Genomic DNA, 20,748 nt, shown 5'->3' on the forward strand with positions numbered 1-20,748 from the left:
TCTTGGGGGCGCGAAGGAAACCGCATGCGCATCATGACACGCTTATCGCTGCTTTGCCTGACGATCGCGGCCACCGCCTGTACGGCGACCCCGCGCGAACAGGCGCAGATCGCGCAGCGCGAAACCGAAACGCAGCGAAAGCTCGCGACCGCGCTCAAGGGGCTGACCCCCGGCGAGCCGACCCTGTGCCTCAACGCCCTCGGCCAGAAGCAGGTGACCAGCTACGGCTCGACCTTCCTCTACCGCGTCAACAACGGCACGATCTACCGGACCGAGACCAATGGCGGGTGCGGCGATCTCGACCGCAACATCCTGATCACGCGGACGCCCTCGGGGCAGCTCTGCCGCGGCGACATCGCCAACACGATCGACCGCGCCAGCCGCTTCCCCAGCGGCAGCTGCAGCTTCGGGGAATTCGTCCCCTATCGGAAGGTTCGGTGAGGATGCCGCGCTCCGGCCGGATCGCTGCCCTCGCCGCGCTCGCACTGACGCTCGTCGCCGGCCGCGACGATCCGCTCGCGGGGCGCATCGCCGGCACGCCGGTCCGCTGCATCGGCATCGGCCTGGTCCAGGGCCCGACGATCCTCGACGCGACCACCATCCTCTATCGCCAGTCGGGCAAGCGCGTCTGGCGCACCGGCCCGGTCGGCCCCTGTCCGCAATTGCGCCCGCTGTCGACGATCATCGTCGACATCTATGGCGGCCAGCTCTGTCGCAACGACCGGTTCCGGCTGATCGAACCCGGCCTGTCGATCCCCTCCCCCTCCTGCCGCTTCACCGACTTCACCCCTTACGACAAACCCTGACGCCCGGCCGCCCCGGATGATATGTTGCATCATGGCAACAACCAGCCATCCAATTTTCCGCAGCTGCGAACATCTGCTTTGATATGATACATCATTCGCGCTAGGCGGCAGCTCCGGGGTTCAAGGAGCGTTTCTATGCGTAAGACTTTCATCGGGATCAGCGCGCTGGCGGTCTTCGCCGCGACCGCCGCGACCGCCCAGACCGACACGACGCCGACCGGCGCACCGGCCGATACGCCTGCCGCAACCCCAGCCCCGACCCGCACCCCCGCCCCGCGCGCGGCCGCCGAGATCCTCGTCACCGCCCCCGTCCGCCAGAGCGAGACCGACGTCCTCCAGGGCACCTCGATCCTCTCGGGCGCCGAGCTTACCCGCAACCTGCGCCCGACCATCGGCGAGACGCTCGCGCGCCAGCCCGGCGTGTCCGCCACCTCGTTCGGCCCCAGCGCCTCGCGCCCGATCCTGCGCGGCTTCCAGGGCGAGCGCATCCGCGTGCTGACCGACGGGATCGGCTCGATCGACGTCTCGAACACCTCGGTCGATCACGCGGTCATCATCGACCCGCTGCTCGCCGAGCGGATCGAGGTGCTGCGCGGCCCCTCCGCGCTGCTGTTCGGCTCGTCCGCGGTCGGCGGCGTCGTCAACGTCATCGACACGCGCATCCCGCGCACCGTCCCCGAAAACGGCTACCGCGTGAACGGCATCGCCACCTACGGCTCGGCCGCGAACGAGCGCTCGGGCGGCGCCGCGGGTGACGTCGCGGTCGGCCAGCACCTCGTCCTCCACGCCGACGGCTCCTATCTGAAGTCGGGCAATCTGCGCACCGGCGGCAACATCCTGTCGTCGCAGGCGCGCGCCGCCGCGCTCAGCCAGGTCGGCCTCCCGCAGGACACCGACGAGCCGATCGACTTCGCCGGCTCCGCCGCGCTCCGCGGCAAGCTGCCCAACACCCAGTCCGAGACCTGGACCGCGGGTGTCGGCGCGTCGATCATCACCGATGGCGGCAATCTCGGCGTGTCGTACAGCCATTATGACAGCCTCTACGGCGTGCCGATCCGCTATGCGACCGCGGTCGGCCAGGAGCAGGAGGCGCCCCGCCTCGACGTCGTCCAGAACCGCGTCGACCTGCGCGGCGAGATCAACACCGGCGGCGGCTTCCTCGACAAGATCCGCGTCCGCGCGGGCCACGCCACCTATCGCCATTTCGAGCTCGAACCCGATGGCGGCGTCGGCACCGCCTTCTTCAACAACGGCACCGAAGGCCGGATCGAGCTCGTCCAGGCCAATCGCGGCGGCTGGCAGGGCGCGTCGGGCGTGCAATATTTCAACCGTCTGTTCGACGTGAACGGCGACGAAGCCTTCCTGCCGCGCAACGAGACCAACCAGACCGGCCTCTTCACGCTGCAGCAATACAGCGCCGGCGCGTTCCGGGCCGAGGGCGGGCTGCGCTACGAGACGACGTCGCTCTCCGCCAAGACCCCGCTCGACGATCTCCGCTTCTTCCGCGGCAGCCGCAGCTTCGACGCGGTCTCGGGCTCGCTCGGCGCCTCCTACGGCGTGACCGACGCGGTCCGCTTGGGCATCAACCTCTCGCATACCGAGCGCGCGCCGTCGGCCGAAGAGCTGTTCGCGAACGGCGGCCATGCCGGCACCCAGGCCTATGAATTCGGCAGCCCCGATTTCAAGCTCGAGAAGAGCTGGGGCATCGAGGGCACGCTCCACGCGCATGGCGACGGCTTCAGCTTCGACGCGTCGGCCTATTACAACGACTTCTCCAACTATATCTCGGAGAACCAGGTCGCGCAGAGCGTCTGCCAGACCGCCGCCGATCCGTCGGGGCGCGAGGTCGACCTGCCCTGCTTCCAGTATCAGCAGGCGGATGCGCGCTATTACGGGTTCGAGGCCAATGCCTCGGTCCGGCTCGCGCAGATCGGCGGCTATGTCCTCAACGCCGACCTGCTCGGCGATTATGTCCGCGCGACGATCGTCGACAACGGCCCCGTCCCCCGCATCCCGCCAATGCGCGTGCTCGGCGGGATCGAAGCACAGGGCGACCGCGTCAACGGCCGGCTCGAGGTCGAGCACGTCTTCGACCAGGACCGCATCGCCGCATTCGAGACGACCACCAACGGCTATACGATGGTCAACGCGACCTTGGGCTTCAACCCGTTCGGCAAGGACAGCAAGACCTCGATCCTGCTCAGCGCGAACAACCTGTTCGACGTCGAAGCCCGCCGCCACGCCAGCTTCCTCAAGGACTTCGCCCCCCTAGCCGGCCGCGACATCCGCGCGACGCTCCGCTTCGGGCTGTAACGGGGGGGCCGCTCCCCACCCCCCAGAAAGGGAGCACCACCCCGGCGAAAGCCGGGGCCCAGTTGGGGGGGACCAAAGTAACCCCGCGCCGCCCGCCACCACGAAAACCTACCCAACTGGACCCCGGCCTCCGCCGGGGTGGTAGACAGAGGCGAGCCCCCCCCCAACCCCACCCCGGCGAAGGCCGGGGCCCAGTTGGGAGGACCGGAGTAATCAGCCCCAGCCCGCCGTCACGACCGCCTTACCAACTGGGCCCCGGCCTCCGCCGGGGTGGGGCGAGCGCAAGGAGCCAGCAGAAACCCTCGCGAGCGACGGCGCGCGAACCAGCCCGGAGACGCGCCGCCCCCCGCCCCCTATACCCAACCCATGCTCCCCATCCTCTACAGCTTCCGCCGCTGCCCCTACGCAATCCGCGCCCGCAGCGCGGTCGTCGCCAGCGGCATCGCGGTCGAGCTCCGCGAAATCGTCCTGCGCGACAAGCCCGCCGCGATGCTCGCGGCCTCCCCAAAGGGCACCGTCCCCGTCCTCGTCCTCCCCGACGGCCGCGTCATCGACCAGAGCCTCGCCATCATGCACTGGGCGCTCGCCACAGCCGATCCGCTCGACTGGCTCGCCGGAGAGGACACCGATCTGATCGCGACCAACGACGGCGCGTTCAAGCATCATCTCGACCGCTACAAATATGCCGATCGCCACGGCACCGACCCGCTCGAGCACCGCGCCGCCGCCACCGCGATCCTCGCCGAACTCGACACGCGGCTGGCAGCCACCGGCCACCTCGCCGGCCCCCGCGTCACGCTGACCGACATGGCGATCCTACCGTTCGTCCGCCAGTTCGCGCAGACCGATCGCGCCTGGTTCGACACGCTCCCCCTCCCCGCACTCCACGACTGGCTGGGCCGCTACCTCGCCTCGCCGCTCTTCGCCGCCGTCATGACCAGAGTCACGCCGTGGCAGCCGGATGCGCCGACTGTCATTTTTCCAACATGATCCGCGCCTAGCGCATCGCCGGGGGGCATTGCGACAGCATGAGCCGCGCGACGGCGATCACGGTCCACGGGGGTGGCCGCGATCGGCGCGCGCGGCTCGTCGGGTGTCCCTTCGGTAAAACCAAGAAGATCATCCAGGGAATATCACCGTGACACGCACCCGTCTGACCACGTCGCTCCTGCGCGGCATCGCACCCGCGACATTGCTGCTCGCCGCGATGCCCGCCGCCGCCCAGGACACGACCACCGCCCCTGCTGCCGCCCCCGCTGAAGACGGCCTCGGCGAGATCGTCGTCACCGCCGAACGCCGCTCGGAGAATCTCCAGCGCGTGCCGCTGTCGGTCGGCGTCGCCTCGGGCGATGCGTTGCGTGCGTTCCAGGCGGGTGGCGACGACACGCTGCTGTCGCTGTCGGGCCGCGTCCCCGGCCTCTATGTCGAGACGACCACCGGCCGCATCTTCCCGCGCTTCTACATCCGCGGTCTCGGCAACATCGATTTCTACCTCGGCGCGTCGCAGCCGGTCACGATCATCCAGGACGACGTGATCCTCGAGCATGTCGTGCTGAAGTCGAACCCGGTCTATGACGTCCGCCAGGTCGAGGTGCTGCGCGGCCCGCAGGGCTCGCTGTTCGGCCGCAACACGACCGCAGGCATCATCAAGTTCGACACGATCAAGCCGACCAACGATTTCGACAGCCGCGCCTCGGCCTCGGTCGGCACCTATGGCAGCGTCAGCGTCGACGCGGGCGTCGGCGGCCCGCTGATCAAGGACCTGCTGTCGATCCGCGTCTCGACGCTGCTCCAGCACCGCGAAAACTATGTCGACAACGTCTATGCCGGCGTCACGCAGGACAGCACCGCGACCCCGCGCAAGAACGCGATGGGCGGCTTCGACGACCGCAACGTCCGCGTCCAGCTCGCGCTGACCCCGGGCAACGCCTTCTCGCTCGACCTGTCGGGCCATGCGCGCTGGTATGACGGCACCTCGACGCTGTTCCACCGCGCCGCGCTGAAGAAGGGCTCGAACGACGTCCAGGTCGAACCGCGCAACATCGTCGCGCTCGACGAAGGCAATGACAATCCGCAGAGCTACACCACCTATGGCGGCTCGGTCCGCGCGACCTACGACTTCGGTCCTGCCGCGCTGACCTCGATCACCGCGTACGAGACGACCTCGGGGTTCAGCCGCGGCGACACCGATGGCGGCGCGGGCGCGAACTTCCCCGTCCGCGGCCTGGCGAACGGCTTCGGCCAGTCGCAGGGCCAGATCCGCGATCTCGACCAGTGGTCGCAGGAGCTGCGTCTGTCGGGCACGCAGGGCGGCCGCTTCAACTGGCAGGTCGGCGGCCTGTATTTCGACACGCGCGACATCACCGATTTCTACCAGCGGACCTTCTTCCTGACGACCGCACAGCGCAACCCGAACAACTGGGTCCGCCTCCACGACGTCAACACCTCCTGGGCCGGCTTCGGCCAGATCAGCTACGAGCTGATGGACCGGCTGACGCTCACTGCCGGCGGCCGCATCACCGAGGACAAGAAGCGCACGCAGCTGCTCAAGCCGGTCCAGACCGTCGCCGGTGTCAGCCAGTATCCGGCCAACTTCCGCACCGACGTCACGCTGAAGGCGACCAAGCCGAGCTGGGACGCGAGCCTCCTCTACCAGGCGAGCCCCGACATCAGCCTCTACTCGCGCATTGCACAGGGCTTCCGCGGACCGACGATCCAGGGCCGCTCGGCGGTGTTCAACTCGGACTTCTCGACCGCCAACTCGGAGACGATCCTGTCGTGGGAGACGGGCATCAAGACCCGCCTGCTCGACAACACGCTCAGCCTCAACGCGACCGTGTTCGGCTACCGCGTCAACGACATCCAGCTCAACGGCAACGATCTCAACGGCAACGGCATCCTGTTCAACGGCAACAAGGCCGAGGCATACGGCATGGAGGCCGAGGCGAACTGGAAGCCCGTTCCCAACCTCACGCTCGGCGCCGGGCTCAGCCTGCTCCACAGCGCGATTCGCGACAAGACGACCGAGGTGCAGATCTGCGCGCTCAACAACGCGGTCGTCTGCACGCCGTCCGCGGCGGTCCGCCCCGTCCCCGGCGCGTTCGGCACGACCTTCCTCGTCAAGATCGACGGCGAGCCTTTGCCCAATGCGCCGGAGTATAATGTCGACCTGACCGCACGCTACGACCAGCCGCTCGGCAATGGCGGTCGCGCGTTCATCGCGGGCGACTTCAACATCCAGGGCTATACGCAGTTCGTGCTCTACAAGACCAAGGAGTTCACCGCGAACGGCAACTTCGAAGGCGGCCTGAAGATCGGCTATGCCGCGCCCGACGACGCCTATGAACTCGCGGTGTTCGCGCGCAACATCACCGGCGAGAAGAACCTGAAGGGCGTGATCGAGAACTACATGGCCGCGGTGTTCAACGAACCGCGGATCATCGGCGTCTCGCTCAGCGGCAAGTTCCGCTGACAAAGCCGGCGTGGCGGTAACCCCGCCACGCCATCCCCTTGCGGATCGTGGCGGTTCATCCGCCACGCCACCCTTGCGGAGCGTCTGGCGCTCGCGCGCGGTGCGTGTCAGACATCGGGTTTGACCTTGCCCGAGGACCCGACCGATCCGTCAGATCGCTGCCCTGCCCTACCGGATCACCGCCGACGGATCCGCCGAGATCCTGCTCATCACCTCGCGCGAGACGCGCCGCTGGGTGATTCCCAAGGGCAATCCGATTGCCGGCCTCGCCTCGCACGAGGCCGCCGCGCAGGAAGCGTTCGAGGAAGCCGGGATTCGCGGCATCCCCTGCCCCAGCGCGGTCGGCAAGTTTAGCTACGACAAGCGGCGCCGCAGCGGGCGTCTCCGGCCGATGATCGTCAGCGTCTATCCGATGCAGGTCGTCGAACAGGTCGCCGACTGGCCCGAGCGGGATCAGCGCGAGACACGGTGGTTTCCGCCTGATAAGGCCGCCGCCGCGGTCGACGAGCCCGAACTCAAGGCTCTGATCCGAGGATTCCGAAAGCCACCGATCCCGGTGGCGTTCGAACAACGCGTGCTGCCGGTGCTGCGGTCACGAATGAGGAGGCGTTTTCCGATGCTGGGCTGGTTCCAGGCACTCATGCCCAAGCAGGGGCGGTTCTTCGAGCTGTTCGACGCGCATGCCGCGACGCTCGTCGCGGGCGCCGACGCGCTCGCCCGGCTGCTCCACGGCGAAGGCTCGATCGAAAGCCAGATCGCCGAGATCGTGCGCCGCGAACACGAGGCCGACGACATCACGCGCGAGGTCCTGCAGGACGTCCGCCGCGTGTTCGTGACGCCGTTCGACCGCAGCGCGATCACCGACCTGATCGGCGTGATGGACGATGCGATCGACCAGATGAACGGCACCGCCAACGCGATCGCGCTGTACGAGGTGACCGAATTCGCGCCCGAGATGCGCGACATGGCGGGCATCATCGTCGAGGCCGCGCGGATCACCGCCGAGGCGATCCCGCTGCTCCGCTCGCTCGGCAGCAATGCCGGCCGCCTCCACGACCTGACTGCCCGGCTGATCCAGATCGAGGGTCATGCCGACGACATCCACGACACCGGCCTGCGCGCGCTCTTCGCCGCGTCGAAGAGCCATGCCGACCCGATGGCCTTCATCATCGGCCGCGAAATCTATTCGAGCCTCGAAAAGATCGTCGACCGCTTCGAAGACGTCGCCAACGAGATCCAGGGACTCGTCATCGACCATGCGTGACGTGTCGTTTCGGCCCGAAGCCTCCCCCGTGACACCCCCCCGGCGAACGCCGGGGCCCAGTTGGGGGACGGCCATGGCCGAGGGCAGCGCACCGTTACCGCGACCTCTCCAGCTGGGCCCCGGCCTTCGCCGGGGTGGTAACACCGCGTTCGGGGCAGCCGTATGATCCTCTCGCTCCCGGTCCTCATCGGCCTGATCGGCATCGCGCTGCTGTTCGATTTCCTCAACGGGCTACACGACGCTGCGAACTCGATCGCGACGGTCGTCTCGACGCGCGTGTTGAAACCCCAATATGCGGTGCTCTGGGCGGCATTCTTCAACTTCATCGCCTTCGCCGTCTTCGGCCTCCACGTCGCGCAGACCGTCGGCACCGGCATCGTCCATGCGCAGGTGATCGACGCGCAGGTGATCTTCGCCGCGCTGATCGGCGCGATCGCGTGGAACGTCATCACCTGGGTGCTCGGCATCCCCTCGAGCAGCAGCCACGCGCTGATCGGCGGGCTGCTTGGCGCGGGCGTCGCCAAGATCGGCTTCGGCGCGATCGTCTGGAGCGGCGTGATCAAGACCGTCAGCGCGATCTTCGTCTCGCCCGCGGTCGGCCTGCTGCTCGCGCTGCTGCTCGTCCTGCTCGTCGCCTGGACCAGCCTGAAACTCACCCCGCTCGGCGTCGACAAGCGCTTCCGCAAGCTCCAGCTGATCTCCGCCGCGCTCTATTCGCTCGGCCACGGCGGCAACGATGCGCAGAAGACGATGGGGATCATCGCGGTGCTGCTCTATTCGCAGGGGCTGCTCGGCGGCGAGTTCCACGTGCCCTTCTGGGTCGTGCTGTCCTGCCAGGCGGCGATGGCGCTCGGCACGCTGTCGGGCGGCTGGCGGATCGTCCACACCATGGGGTCGAAGATCACCCGGCTGACCCCCGCGCAGGGCTTCTGCGCGGAGACCGGCGGCGCGATCACGCTGTTCGCCGCGACCTTCTGGGGCGTGCCGGTCTCGTCGACGCACACCATCACCGGCGCGATCGTCGGCGTGGGTGCCGCGCGACGCCTGTCCGCGGTGCGCTGGAACGTCGCCAGCAACATCATCATCGCCTGGACGGTGACGCTGCCCGCCGCCGCCGCGATCGGGGCGGCGACCTATTGGCTGACCGGGCTATTTATCTGATAAATGCAGGCGCTTACGATCTGTTAAGCATGATCGGAGGGCAATTGCGCAACCGCTGATGCGGTACGCTTGCGCAATGTTCTCGCGCTCCCCCGCCATTCCCCTCCGCGATCATCCCGACGCCACGAGCCTCATCCTGTTCGGGCTCGTCGAAAGCGACGAGGATGCGTGGAGCGCCGCGCAGCATGTCCGCCTCGCCAAGGTCGGCGCGGTCTGGCCGGTCGCGCTGATTGCGCATCTGGTCGCCGCGGCGATCGTCTTCGGCGTCTCGCTGGCGGCGCGGCCGGCGCTGATCGCCGCAGTGGCGGTGCATGCGGGGGTGATCGCGCTGCTGTCCGGCGCGGCCTTTGCAACGGTGCGCAGCAGGACGCTGCGCGAATGGCCGATCCATCGCCGCAACGCGGTGCTAGCGACCTGCGCCGCCGGGCTCTCCGCCGTGCTCCTGTCCTTGCTCTGGGTCACCGTCGAGCTGCCGGGCGGGCCGATCGAGCTCGCCGGGCTGGTCGCGATCGTCGGCGCGATCAGCGTCACCGCGATCACGCTTTACGCCGTGCGCGCCGCGACCCTGGGGTTCGGCATCGGCCTGGCGCTGATGCTGACCTTGCTGTCGGGCGTGGGGATCGCGCCGGTCGTCGCGATCGCCGCCTTTGCCGGATTTGCCGCGGTCGCCTACCGGATGGCGCGGATCGACTATGCGCTCGCGCTCGATCATGCCGACCAGTCGAGCGAGGGCCGGCTCGCGATGAAGCTGATGGCGGAGTTCGAGAATTACGGCCCCGGCTGGTTCTGGGAAGCCGACCGGCGCGGCCGCATCACCTATATTTCGCCCAAGATGGCGCACGCGCTCCCCCCGCCCTCGGATCCGGAGGAGGGGTGCGACCCGTCGTCCGGGCTGGTCGGCTGCATCCTCACCGACCTGTTCCGCATGGACAGCGAGGCGCCGGGCACCGAACGCACGCTCGCCTTCCATTTGTCGTCGCGCACCTCCTTCTCGGACTATTCCGTCTGCGCCGCCGCCGACCCCGCGCCCGAGCGCTGGTGGTCGATGTCGGGCCGACCGGTGATCGACGAGATCGGCCGCTTCCAGGGCTTTATCGGTACCGGCTTCGACCTCACCGAAAAGCGCAAGGCCGATGCCGAGATCAACCGCCTCGCGCTGTTCGACGGGCTGACCGGGCTCGCCAACCGCCAGCGGATGCGGCTGTCGCTCGACAAGACGCTTGCGCAGCAGGCCGGGCCCTACCGCCCGACCGCGCTGTTCCTGATGGATCTCGACCGGTTCAAGGCGGTCAACGACACGCTCGGCCACCAGGCGGGCGACCTGCTGCTCAAACAGGTCGCGCAGCGCCTCACGCGCGTCGTCGGTGACGCAGGGCTGGTCGGCCGGCTCGGCGGCGACGAATTCCAGGTCGTCCTGCCCGGCGTCGACAACCGCGACACGCTCAGCACCCTGTCGCGCGAGCTCATCCTCGCGCTGTCGCAACCCTATTTCATCAGCGGTGCGTCGGTCTCGATCGGCTGTTCGATCGGCATCGCGATCACGCCGCAGCACGGCAAGGATTCGGAGACGCTGATCCGCAATGCCGATCTCGCGCTCTATGCGGCCAAGGCCGATGGCCGCGGCGTCCACCGCTTCTATTCGGACGACATGCTGGCGGGGGCGAAATCGCGCAAGCAGCTCGAGGACGATCTGCGCATCGCGGTCACCGAGGGCGCGTTCCACCTCTGCTACCAGCCCGTCGTCAGCACGAAATCGACGCGGATCGTCGGCTATGAGGCGCTGATCCGCTGGAACCACCCGACGCGCGGCCCCGTGTCGCCCGCCGACTTCATCCCGATCGCCGAGGAATGCGGGCTGATCGAGGCGATCGGCACCTGGGTCCTGCGCACCGCGTGCAACGCCGCCGCGCGCTGGCCCGCCGATGTCCGCGTTGCGGTCAACGTCTCGCCGATCCAGTTCGCCAACCCCGCGCTCCCCGCCCTCGTCACCAGCGCGCTCGCCCAGTCCGGGCTGCCCGCCAACCGGCTCGAGCTCGAGATCACCGAGGGCGTCTTCCTCGACGAGAGCGCATCGTCCGACCAGATGTTCAAGGCGCTGAAAGGAATCGGCGTCCGGCTTGCGCTCGACGATTTCGGCACCGGCTATTCGTCGCTCGGCTATCTACGCACCGCGCCGTTCGACAAGATCAAGATCGACCAGTCGTTCGTGAAGGGCGCGGCCGAGCCCGGCAACCGCAATGCCGCGATCATCAAGGCGATCGTCATGCTCGCCGACACGCTCGGCATGGAGACGACCGCGGAAGGCGTCGAGCTGCAGGACGAGATCGCGCTGGTCCGCGATCTCGGCTGCAGCCATATCCAGGGCTATGTCTATGGCCGCCCGGTCCTCAACGAGGTGGTGATGGAACAGCTTTCCACCGCCGCGGGGGTGGCGACCGCCGCCGGGTTCAAGACCAGCCGTGCGCCGCGCGTGCGGATGCTGCGCTCGGCGCGGCTGCTGGTCGAGGATACGCTCGTCGATGTCCGCGTCCGCGACATCTCGACCAGCGGCGCGATGGTCGAGGGGCTGATGGTCCGCGGCGATCCGACCGGCGCCGGGGTCTCGATCGAGCTCGTCGACGGCCAGATGATCGGCGCGCAGATTCGCTGGCTGCGCGACGGCCGCGCCGGGCTCGCCTTCGACCATCCGGTCGATATCGAACGGCTCGGCCCCCCGCCGCTGGTCCGCGGGATGCGCCGCGCGGGCTGACCGCGGGCGCGCGCGGCTCGCTCGAAAATATTTCGAAAGGCGCGAAATCCGCTTGCGTATCGCGAACCCGGCGCAGATCCACGCGTCGCGCCGCCGCCGCCGCCTCGCGATACCCCCATCGACCCCGGGCAGGGCCGCAACGGGCCAACTAGCGGCTTGCACCCGCTGCGGGATTGGCACAGTATCTGGGGGCTACTTACAGCGGCAGGCCCTATCTCTGGTAGAACATGGTGCGCCCCTCGGGCTGCCACCCTGATTGTCGACAGGCGTGACCACGCGCTGCCGATCAGTTTTTGTTCTGCTTTTGATCTGCCCGATGATAGCATGGGATATGCTCCCGATTCGAACGATTACAGAATTTTAGGAGCGGTCTTTTGGATTTCAGAGACAGCAGCCGGGATAGCGACATGACGACCGACACCATCGAACAGACCCTCGACACGCCCGCAGCAGAGGCCCCCAAGGCACCGCGCCAGGCGCAGGACAGCCATTCCGTGCGCGCGCAGATCTACCCGGTCGAGGTCGATCACAGCCGCGACGCGCTGCTGACCGAATTCGGCAAGGAGACGCTCAAGGACCGCTATCTGCTCCCGGGCGAGAGCTATCAGGACCTGTTCGTCCGCGTCGCGTCTGCGTACGCCGATGACGCCGGCCATGCGCAGCGTCTCTACGACGCGATCTCGAAGCTCTGGTTCATGCCCGCCACCCCCGTTCTCTCGAACGGCGGCACCGGCCGCGGCCTGCCGATCTCCTGCTATCTCAACTCGGTCCCCGACAGCCTCGGCGGCATCGTCGACACCTGGAACGAGAATGTCTGGCTCGCCTCGCGCGGCGGCGGCATCGGCACCTATTGGGGCAATGTCCGCGGCATCGGCGAGCCGGTCGGCCTCAACGGCAAGACCAGCGGCATCATCCCGTTCGTCCGCGTCATGGATTCGCTCACCCTCGCCATCTCGCAGGGCTCGCTGCGCCGCGGCTCGGCGGCCGTGTACCTCGACGTCTCGCATCCCGAGATCGAGGAATTCCTCGAGATCCGCAAACCCTCGGGCGACTTCAACCGCAAGGCGCTGAACCTCCACCACGGCGTGCTGATCACCGACGCCTTCATGGAGGCGGTGCGCAACGGCGAGGAATGGCATCTGCGCAGCCCGAAGGACCAGGCGATCCGCGCCACCGTCGACGCGCGCTCGCTGTTCCAGAAGCTTGTCGAGACGCGTCTCCAGACCGGCGAGCCCTACATCGTCTTTGCCGATCACGTGAACAAGGCGATGCCGAAGCATCACCGCGAACTGGGCCTCAAGGTTTCGACCTCGAACCTGTGCTCGGAAATCACGCTGCCGACCGGCAAGGATCACCTCGGCAACGAGCGGACCGCGGTCTGCTGCCTGTCGTCGCTGAACCTCGAAACCTGGGATCAGTGGAAGGACGAGAAGGGCCTGATCGAGGACGTGATGCGCTTCCTCGACAACGTGCTGCAGGACTATATCGACCGCCACGAGCCCGGCATGGAACGCGCCGCCTATTCGGCGGGCCGCGAGCGTTCGGTCGGCCTCGGCGTCATGGGCTTCCACAGCTTCCTCCAGGCGCGCGGCATCCCGTTCGAGGGCGCGATGGCCAAGTCGTGGAACCTGCGGATGTTCAAGCACATCAACGCGCAGGCCAACGAAGCCTCGATGCAGCTCGCGATCGAGCGCGGGCCCTGCCCCGACGCCGCCGATGTCGGCGCGATGGAGCGGTTCAGCTGCAAGATGGCAATCGCGCCGACCGCGTCGATCAGCATCATCTGCGGCGGCACCAGCGCGTGCATCGAGCCGATCCCGGCGAACATCTACACGCACAAGACGCTCTCGGGCAGCTTCTCGATCAAGAACCCGTATCTCGAGAAGATGCTCGCCGAGAAGTCGAAGAACTCGGACGCGGTTTGGAACTCGATCCTCGAACAGGGCGGTTCGGTCCAGCATCTCGACTTCCTCTCGACCGAGGAAAAGGACTGCTACAAGACCAGCTTCGAGATCGACCAGCGCTGGCTGCTCGAACTCGCCGCGGACCGCACGCCGTACATCGACCAGGCGCAGTCGCTGAACCTGTTCATCCCCGCCGACGTGGAAAAGTGGGACCTGCTGATGCTCCACTTCCGCGCCTGGGAGCTCGGCATCAAGTCGCTCTACTATCTCCGCTCGAAGTCGGTGCAGCGCGCCGGCTTTGCGGGCGGGGTCGAGGCGGACAACACCATCGACCTGCGTCAGATCGACGTGGAATCGAAGGATTATGACGAGTGCCTCGCCTGCCAGTAAGCCCCCGACCCATCACCGTGGCGAGCCCGCCCGCCGCCTGATCGAACAGCCTGTCGCGCTCCCCGCGCGACAGGCTTTTTCGTGGGTACGTCCGCCTAGGTCCAAAGCGGGCCGGTCTGCGGCTTGTCGCCCCCGTGCGCGCGGCCTAGCCCGGTCGCCGGGACAGCGCGCTGGGGGGCGTCGATGGGGACAAGGCTCGCGACGCGTCTGGCGATCATGCTGCTGGCCCTCACGCCCGCGCCACCCGCCGCCGCCCGCCAGAGAAGCGCGCAGAAGACCGGCTTCACGCTGCCCCCCGGCAGCGGCAGGACCATCCTCCTGATCCGCCCGAGCATCCGCGTCGGCGCACGCTCGACCGGCGGGATGTTCGAACCCAATGGCGACTGGACCGACCAGGCCCGCCGCAACATCGAAACCGCACTCGCCGCGCAGCAACAGGCGCTCGGCAACCGTGTGATCCCCGCGCCCGTAGCGGACGGCGATGCGGCGCGGCTCGTGGCGGACTATGCCGCGCTGTTCGCCGCGGTCTCGCAATCGGTGATCCGCTATCAGTTCTTCGCCGGCGACCGGCTGCCGACCAAGAAGCTGGCGACGCAGGCCGGACGGTTCGACTGGACGCTCGGCCCGGGCATCGCCCGGCTGCCGGGCGCGCGCGACGCCGATTACGCGCTCTTCCTCAGCACCAGCGACGCCTATGGCTCGACCGGGCGCAAGCTGCTGCAGATCGTCGCGATGCTGGGGCCCGGCATCCCGCTCCGCGCGGGCGAACATGCGGGCTATGCCGGGCTGGTCGATCTGCGGACGGGCGACCTGCTCTGGCTCAACGCCGACCGCGCGATGGGCGGCGACCTGCGCACCCCGGAAGGCGCCGCCCGCCGCGTCCAGCAGCTGCTCGCCGATTTCCCCGGCAGCACCCCCGCCCCCCGATGACCGTCACCGCACTCGCCTTCGCCCTGCTCGCCGCCACCGCGCCCGTCCCGCCGCCTTATACGGGCGCCTATCAGCCGCGCGGCGTCGACGAGATCGGCGCCTGGGCCGAGGCGGACGAGGATGAGCGCCAACTCGCGTCGTCGCCGCTGCTGATCCGCGACGCCGCGCTCGACGCCTATGTCCGCCGCGCGCTCTGCGACACGGTCGGCGCGGCGCGATGCGCTGGCGTGCGCGTCTATGTCCTGCGCGTGCCTTTGTTCAACGCGAGCATGGCGGCGAACGGGACGATGCGCGTGTTCAGCGGGCTGCTGCTCCGCGCCCGCAGCGAGGCGGAGCTCGGCGCGGTGCTCGGGCATGAATTCGGCCATTTCGAACGCCGCCACACGCTTGCACAGTTCCGGGCGCAGCGCACCGGATCCGACCTGCTCGGCTGGGGCGCGGTGCTCGCCGCAATGGCCCCCGATGCCGATGTGCGCCGCCGCTTCGCCACGCTCGGCCGATCGGTCTATGGCGCACTCTATCGCTTCTCGCGCGATCAGGAGCGCGAGGCCGACCGGCTCGGAATCGGCTATCTCAACGCCAGCCGCCTCCGCCCGCAGGCCGCCGCGCAGCTGTGGCAGAGCGCGATCGCCGAGGCCGGGGCCTCCGCGGTCGCGCGCGGCGCGCACCGCCCGCGGCTCGACCGCATCGGCTTCTACGCCTCGCATCCGCCCGAGGCCGAACGCGCCGCCACGCTGACCACGCTCGCTTTGCCCGACGCGGCGGACCGCGACGACGGCGCCGACCGTCATGCCGACGCGCTCGCGCCCTGGCTGCCGCTGTTCCTCGACGACCAGATCAAGCTCAACGATTTCGGCGCCAGCGCCTATCTGATCGCCGCCTGTGCCGCGCGCGGCTGGACTGCAGCGCTCTGGCGCGCGCGCGGCGACCTGTACCGCGCCCGCGGCAACCCCCGCGACCTCGTCAACGCCGCGCACTTCTACGCGCAAGCCACCGCGCTCGACCCTAGCCTCGCCGCCGCACAGCGCGGGCTGGGGCTGGCGCTGATCCGGACCGGTCGCCTTGCGGAGGGACAGGCCGCACTACGCCGCTATCTCGCGCTCGACCCCGCCGCCGGCGATGCGGGCATGATCGCCGCCCTGATCGCCCGCCCGGAGGACCGCTGATGCGCTGCCCGCTGCTCCCCGCCCTCCTCATGCTCCTGCCCGCGCCCGCCGACGCCAACGCCTATCGCGCGCACGGCAAGCCGGTCCGCGTCGCCCGCACGATGACCGTCACCCCGCCGCGCGACTGGAACCAGCTCTCCGCCCGACCGGGCCGCAAGGCGGAGGTCTGGACGCTCGACGGCGAACGGCTCAACGCGGTCACCTGGTTCGGCGGGATCGCACCCGGCGAGCCGCTGCTGCGCGAACCCCGGCGCCGCAGGACGCTGCCCCGGTACAGCGACGCGATGCTGCTCGCCGAAATCCCCGAACTGCTCGAATCGACCTATCGCAGCGCGGGCGGGATTGCGGATTTCACGCTCACCACCGCGGCGCCCGACCCGTTTCTCGGCCATGCCGGGATCCGCTTCGGCTATGCCTATGTCGACGCCGACGACCTGCCCCGCCGGGGCGAGGCGCGTGCGGCGATCGTCGCCGGGCTGCTCTACATCGTCACCTTCGACGCGCCGCGCACCGACTATTTCGACCGGCTGCTCGGCGACGTCCACCGCCTCACCGACAGCGCCGCGCTCTAGAACGCGCCCGCCGCCAGCGGCCGGTCCGCCTCCATCACCGCATGCAGCGCCCGCGCGAGCTCCGCCATCGAATAGGGTTTGTGCAACAGCGCAAAACCCTGCGCGCCGTCCTTCGAGATCACGTCGCTATAGCCGCTGGTCAGAAGCACACGCATCGCGGGAAAGTCCCGGCGGACATATTGCGCCAGCGCGACGCCGTTCATCCCCGGCATCACCACGTCGGAGAACATCACGTCGAACGCGTCCACCTCCCGCGCCAGGATCGCCAGCGCCTCCTCGGCATCGCGCGCGAACACGATCGCGTGCCCCAGATCGGCGAGCGCGGACATCGCGAAGTCGCCGACCGCGGCATTGTCCTCGACCACCAGGATCCGCAGCGACGGCCCGTCGCCGCGCGCCTCCGCCGCGATGCCGACCCCCGCCGGCACGCCCGTCGGGTCATGCGGCAGATACAGCGTGAACGTCGCGCCCGCGCCGGGCGTGCTCTCGACGATCACCTCGCCGCCCGACTGCTTCACGAAGCCGAACACCTGCGACAGCCCCAGCCCGGTGCCGTGGCCGATCGCCTTCGACGTGAAGAACGGCTCGAAGATATGCTCGATATGCGCCGGGTCGATCCCGCTGCCCGTGTCGTGCACGCCGATCGTGACGAAATCGCCGTCGCGCGCGACATGGCCGCGCACCGCCGGGATCCGCGCCGCGCGCCCGACCACGATCCGCAGCGCGCCGCGCCCCGCCATCGCGTCGCGCGCATTGACCGCCAGGTTGACGATCGCGGTCTCGAGCTGGCTCGCATCCGCATGCGTCAGGCACGGCGTGTCGGGCAGGCTCAGCGCGATGTCGATGAACGATCCCGACAGCGTCGCCAGCATGTCGGTCATCCCGCTGACGACGGCGCGCACGTCGAGCACCTCGGGCGTCAGCGACGATCGCCGGGCAAAGGCGAGCAGCTGGTTGGTCAGCTTGGTCGCGCGGTCGGCGGTGTCGGCGATCGCGGTGATATAGCGGTCGCGCCGATCCGCGCTCAGGTCGGGACGCCGCAACAGGTCGGTCGATCCGCGGATCACCGTCAGCAGATTGTTGAAATCATGCGCGATACCCCCGGTCAGCTGGCCCAGCGTCTCCATCTTCTGCGCCTGGCGCAGCGCCTCGTGCGCCTGGGTCAGCTCCGCGGTCCGCTCCGCCACGCGCTGTTCGAGCGTGTCGTTGACCTCCTGCACCGCCTTGAACAGCTGCGCATTGTCGATCGCGATCGCCGCCTGCGCCGCGACGCCGACCAGCAGCCGCTCGTGCCGCTCGCCGAAACGCCCGGGCTCGGAATGGCCGAACAACAGCCCGCCCAGCACCACCCCGGTGCGCGACGTGACCGGCACCGACAGATAGCTGCGCACCGGCAGATGCCCGCGCGGCATCCCGTAATGCGGCGCGCTCTTCCCGTAGCGCGGGTCGGTGCGGATGTCGTCCGAGCGGATCACGCCCTCGTTGCGGAAGGTCGGTCCGAACACCGCGGTCGCGCGCGGCCGCCCGAGCTTCTCGAACGCCGCGCGCTCCGCCCCGGCCAGCGTGAACAGGTGCAGCCGCTCGCCGGTCTCGTCCATCAGATTGTGGAAATACGCCCCGAACTCCGCCCCGGTCAGCTTGACCCCCGCATCGGTGACCATCTGGATCAGCGGCTCGAGCTCGAGCTCGGCGACCAGCGCCGCACCGGTGACGTTCAGCGTTTCCAGGCTGTGCGTCTCCCAGCGCAGGCTGCGCTCGGCGAGCACCGCGTCGGTCGTCTCGATCACCACCGCCAGCACGCCCGCGGGCACCCCGTCCGCATCGAGCACGGGCGAATAATTGAGGTCGAGGAACACCGTCTCGGGCTCGCCATGGCGGTACAGCGTCAGCTCCTGCCGCGCATAACTCCGCGTCTTGCCGGCCATCCCGGCGCGCACCACGCCGTCGTTGAAAGCCGCCGCCTCCATCCAGGCTTCGCGCACCGGCATGCCGAGAATCGCGGGATGCTTGTCCTGCGCGATCGTCGCATAGCGCGCATTGTAGATGAGGATTCCCTCCTCGCCCCACAGCAGCGCCATCGGCACCGGCGCGCGCAACAGGATCGACACCACGGTCCGCAGATGCGGTGGCCAGCCCTCGATCGGGCCGAGCGGGGTCGCCGACCAGTCGAACGCAGCGATCAGCGCCGCGAGCGGTCCGTCGCCCAGGAATCCATGCCGCTCAGTCACGCTGCCCCACCTTGCCCCCACCCCGGGTCCGAAATCCTGCGTCGCTGATCACCGTACACGCACGGGCCTTAACCCCATCCTATACACCGCACCGCCACCGCGAAACGCTGCAATGTCCGTCACCTGCGCTACTGCGCCGACAGTGCGTCGCCGATCCGCGCCGCGACCTCGCCGATGCGATAGGGCTTCTTCAGCACCGTCTCCGCCGCCAGCTCGTCGCCGAACGTCGCGACATCGGCATAGCCGCTCGCGAACAGCAACGGCATGGCGGGGGCTACTGCGCGGATCCGCCGTGCCAGGTCGACGCCCGACATGCCCGGCATCACCACGTCGGTCAGCACGAGGTCGAACGACGCGCGGCCGAATTCGGTCAGCGCCTCGGATCCGCTCGCCGCCGCGACCACCTGATAGCCGATCTCCTCGATCATCTGCGCCGCGACCCCGCGGACGTCATTGTCGTCGTCGACCACCAGGATCCGCTGCCGCGACCCGGTCGCCTGGGCCAGCCGCTCGATCGCGACCGGATCGGCGACCTCGGTCGTCCGCGGCAGGTACAAGGTGATCACCGTCCCCTCGTTCTCCGCGCTGACGATCCGGACCGTGCCGCCCGACTGGCGGGCAAAGCCGTAGACCTGCGCGAGCCCCAGGCCCGTGCCCTTGCCCTGCCCCTTGGTGGTGAAGAACGGCTCGAACGCGCGCGCGAGCACGGCGGGCGTCATCCCCGCACCGGTATCGGCGACCTCGATCGAAACATAAGCGCCCGGGTTCAGCTCGGCGGTCAGCGCGTCGGGCACCGCGGCCAGGTTGCGCGTCGCGATCCGCACCACCCCGCCCGACGGCATCGCGTCGCGCGCGTTGATCGCCAGGTTGAGCAGCACGACCTCGAGCTGCGTCGGATCGACCATCGCCCGCCAGACATCGTCCGCCAGATCGAGCTCGACCGTCACCGCCGCCCCGATCGACCGCGCGAGCAGGTCCGCCATCGACGCGACGACCTGGTTGGGCTCGACCGGCACCGGCGACAGGTGCTGGCGCCGCGAAAAGGACAGGAGCTGCGCGGTCAGCGTCGCGCCGCGCTCGCCCGCCTGCAACGCCATGCTCGCCAGCCGCTGGATCTTCTCGTCGTCGGTCCGCCGCAGCAACAGGTCGAGCGAGCCGATCACTGCGGTCAGCAGATTGTTGAAATCATGCGCGATGCCCCCGGTCAGCTGGCCGATCGCCTCCATCTTCTGCGCCTGGACCAGCCGCGCCTCGGCCCGCTCGCGCTCGGCGATCTCCGCGGTCAGCCGGTCGTTCGCCGCCGCCAGCTCGCGCGTCCGCGCCTCGACCTTCGCCTCCAGCGTGTCGGCCAGATCGCGCAGTTCGGCACGCGCCTTTTCGCGGTCCTCGAAATGCCGCGCCGCCAGCCGCTGGCGTTGCCGCGCGCGCAGCGCCGCGCGCGCTGCGCTGACCAGCGACGCAGGATGCAGCGGGCGTTCGAGCAGCGTGACGTTGGCGACCGCCTCGACTTCGCGCGCACCGCGTCGCGGCTCGCCGCGCTTGCTCAGCAGGATGAACGGAAAGTCGGACCACGGCGCCTGCGCCGCGATCGCTGCGAGCAGCCGCTCCTGGTCGAGCCGCGACAGCGCGTCGTCGGTCAGGATCGCGCCGGCATGCGTGCCCCCCGCGATCGCCGCGAACAGCGCGGTCCCGTCGGCATCCGCCACTGCGGCGATATCGGCGGAGCGCAGCACCTGCGCGGTCACGTCGGCGTCGCGGCCGGTCGGCGCGACCACCAGGAAATCGTCGGTCAT

The 20,748-nt window shown here is 69.0% G+C and carries 14 protein-coding genes; 12 read left to right on the forward strand and 2 right to left on the reverse strand.

The features are described 5' to 3' along the window. Positions 1-24: 24 nt before the first annotated feature. From SOM18_RS15545 to SOM18_RS15600, 12 genes are all read left to right on the forward strand, one after another. The gene (locus SOM18_RS15545) at positions 25-441 is read left to right on the forward strand and encodes a hypothetical protein (protein ID WP_052380848.1); all 417 of its coding nucleotides are present in this window, start codon (positions 25-27) and stop codon (positions 439-441) included. Between the two features lie 2 nt (positions 442-443). Further along, positions 444-806, forward strand: a complete 363-nt coding sequence (locus tag SOM18_RS15550; protein WP_042466593.1) for a hypothetical protein — start codon at positions 444-446, stop codon at positions 804-806. Between the two features lie 135 nt (positions 807-941). Further along, positions 942-3,119, forward strand: coding sequence for a TonB-dependent receptor (locus SOM18_RS15555; RefSeq protein WP_031439635.1), 2,178 nt, complete (start codon positions 942-944; stop codon positions 3,117-3,119). Positions 3,120-3,485: 366 nt separating this feature from the next. Beyond that, positions 3,486-4,109, forward strand: coding sequence for a glutathione S-transferase (locus SOM18_RS15560; RefSeq protein WP_031439634.1), 624 nt, complete (start codon positions 3,486-3,488; stop codon positions 4,107-4,109). Positions 4,110-4,326: 217 nt separating this feature from the next. Beyond that, positions 4,327-6,591 carry a TonB-dependent receptor gene (locus SOM18_RS15565; protein ID WP_320482066.1) on the forward strand — a complete coding sequence of 755 codons (2,265 nt, stop codon included), beginning with the start codon at positions 4,327-4,329 and terminating at the stop codon, positions 6,589-6,591. A gap of 145 nt (positions 6,592-6,736) precedes the next feature. Next, positions 6,737-7,855 (forward strand): DUF47 family protein, encoded by a 1,119-nt coding sequence (locus tag SOM18_RS15570; RefSeq protein WP_031439632.1) that lies wholly within the window; start codon positions 6,737-6,739, stop codon positions 7,853-7,855. Between the two features lie 162 nt (positions 7,856-8,017). Next, positions 8,018-9,016, forward strand: coding sequence for an inorganic phosphate transporter (locus SOM18_RS15575; protein ID WP_031394897.1), 999 nt, complete (start codon positions 8,018-8,020; stop codon positions 9,014-9,016). Positions 9,017-9,092: 76 nt separating this feature from the next. Continuing rightward, entirely contained in the window at positions 9,093-11,765 is a 2,673-nt protein-coding gene (locus SOM18_RS15580; RefSeq protein ID WP_042466592.1) for an EAL domain-containing protein, read from the forward strand. A gap of 407 nt (positions 11,766-12,172) precedes the next feature. Further along, on the forward strand, positions 12,173-14,059 hold the full coding sequence (locus SOM18_RS15585; protein WP_409349135.1) for a ribonucleoside-diphosphate reductase subunit alpha: 1,887 nt from the start codon (positions 12,173-12,175) through the stop codon (positions 14,057-14,059). 183 nt (positions 14,060-14,242) lie between these two features. Further along, positions 14,243-14,989, forward strand: a complete 747-nt coding sequence (locus SOM18_RS15590; protein WP_320481945.1) for a hypothetical protein — start codon at positions 14,243-14,245, stop codon at positions 14,987-14,989. Continuing rightward, positions 14,986-16,155 carry a M48 family metalloprotease gene (locus SOM18_RS15595; protein WP_320481946.1) on the forward strand — a complete coding sequence of 390 codons (1,170 nt, stop codon included), beginning with the start codon at positions 14,986-14,988 and terminating at the stop codon, positions 16,153-16,155. The genes SOM18_RS15590 and SOM18_RS15595 overlap by 4 nt, the downstream gene beginning before the upstream one ends. Then, the gene (locus SOM18_RS15600) at positions 16,155-16,727 is read left to right on the forward strand and encodes a hypothetical protein (protein WP_320481947.1); all 573 of its coding nucleotides are present in this window, start codon (positions 16,155-16,157) and stop codon (positions 16,725-16,727) included. The genes SOM18_RS15595 and SOM18_RS15600 overlap by 1 nt, the downstream gene beginning before the upstream one ends. On the opposite strand, the gene SOM18_RS15605 is transcribed toward SOM18_RS15600, so the two are convergent. Both SOM18_RS15605 and SOM18_RS15610 read right to left on the reverse strand, forming a co-directional pair. After that, positions 16,724-18,955, reverse strand: a complete 2,232-nt coding sequence (locus SOM18_RS15605) for an ATP-binding protein (RefSeq protein WP_320481948.1) — start codon at positions 18,953-18,955, stop codon at positions 16,724-16,726. The genes SOM18_RS15600 and SOM18_RS15605 overlap by 4 nt on opposite strands. A 128-nt stretch (positions 18,956-19,083) precedes the next feature. Further along, entirely contained in the window at positions 19,084-20,748 is a 1,665-nt protein-coding gene (locus SOM18_RS15610; RefSeq protein WP_320481949.1) for a response regulator, read from the reverse strand.

The organism is Sphingomonas sp. CFBP9019, assembly GCF_034045155.1.
GTDB classification, from domain to species: Bacteria; Pseudomonadota; Alphaproteobacteria; order Sphingomonadales; family Sphingomonadaceae; genus Sphingomonas; species Sphingomonas aerolata.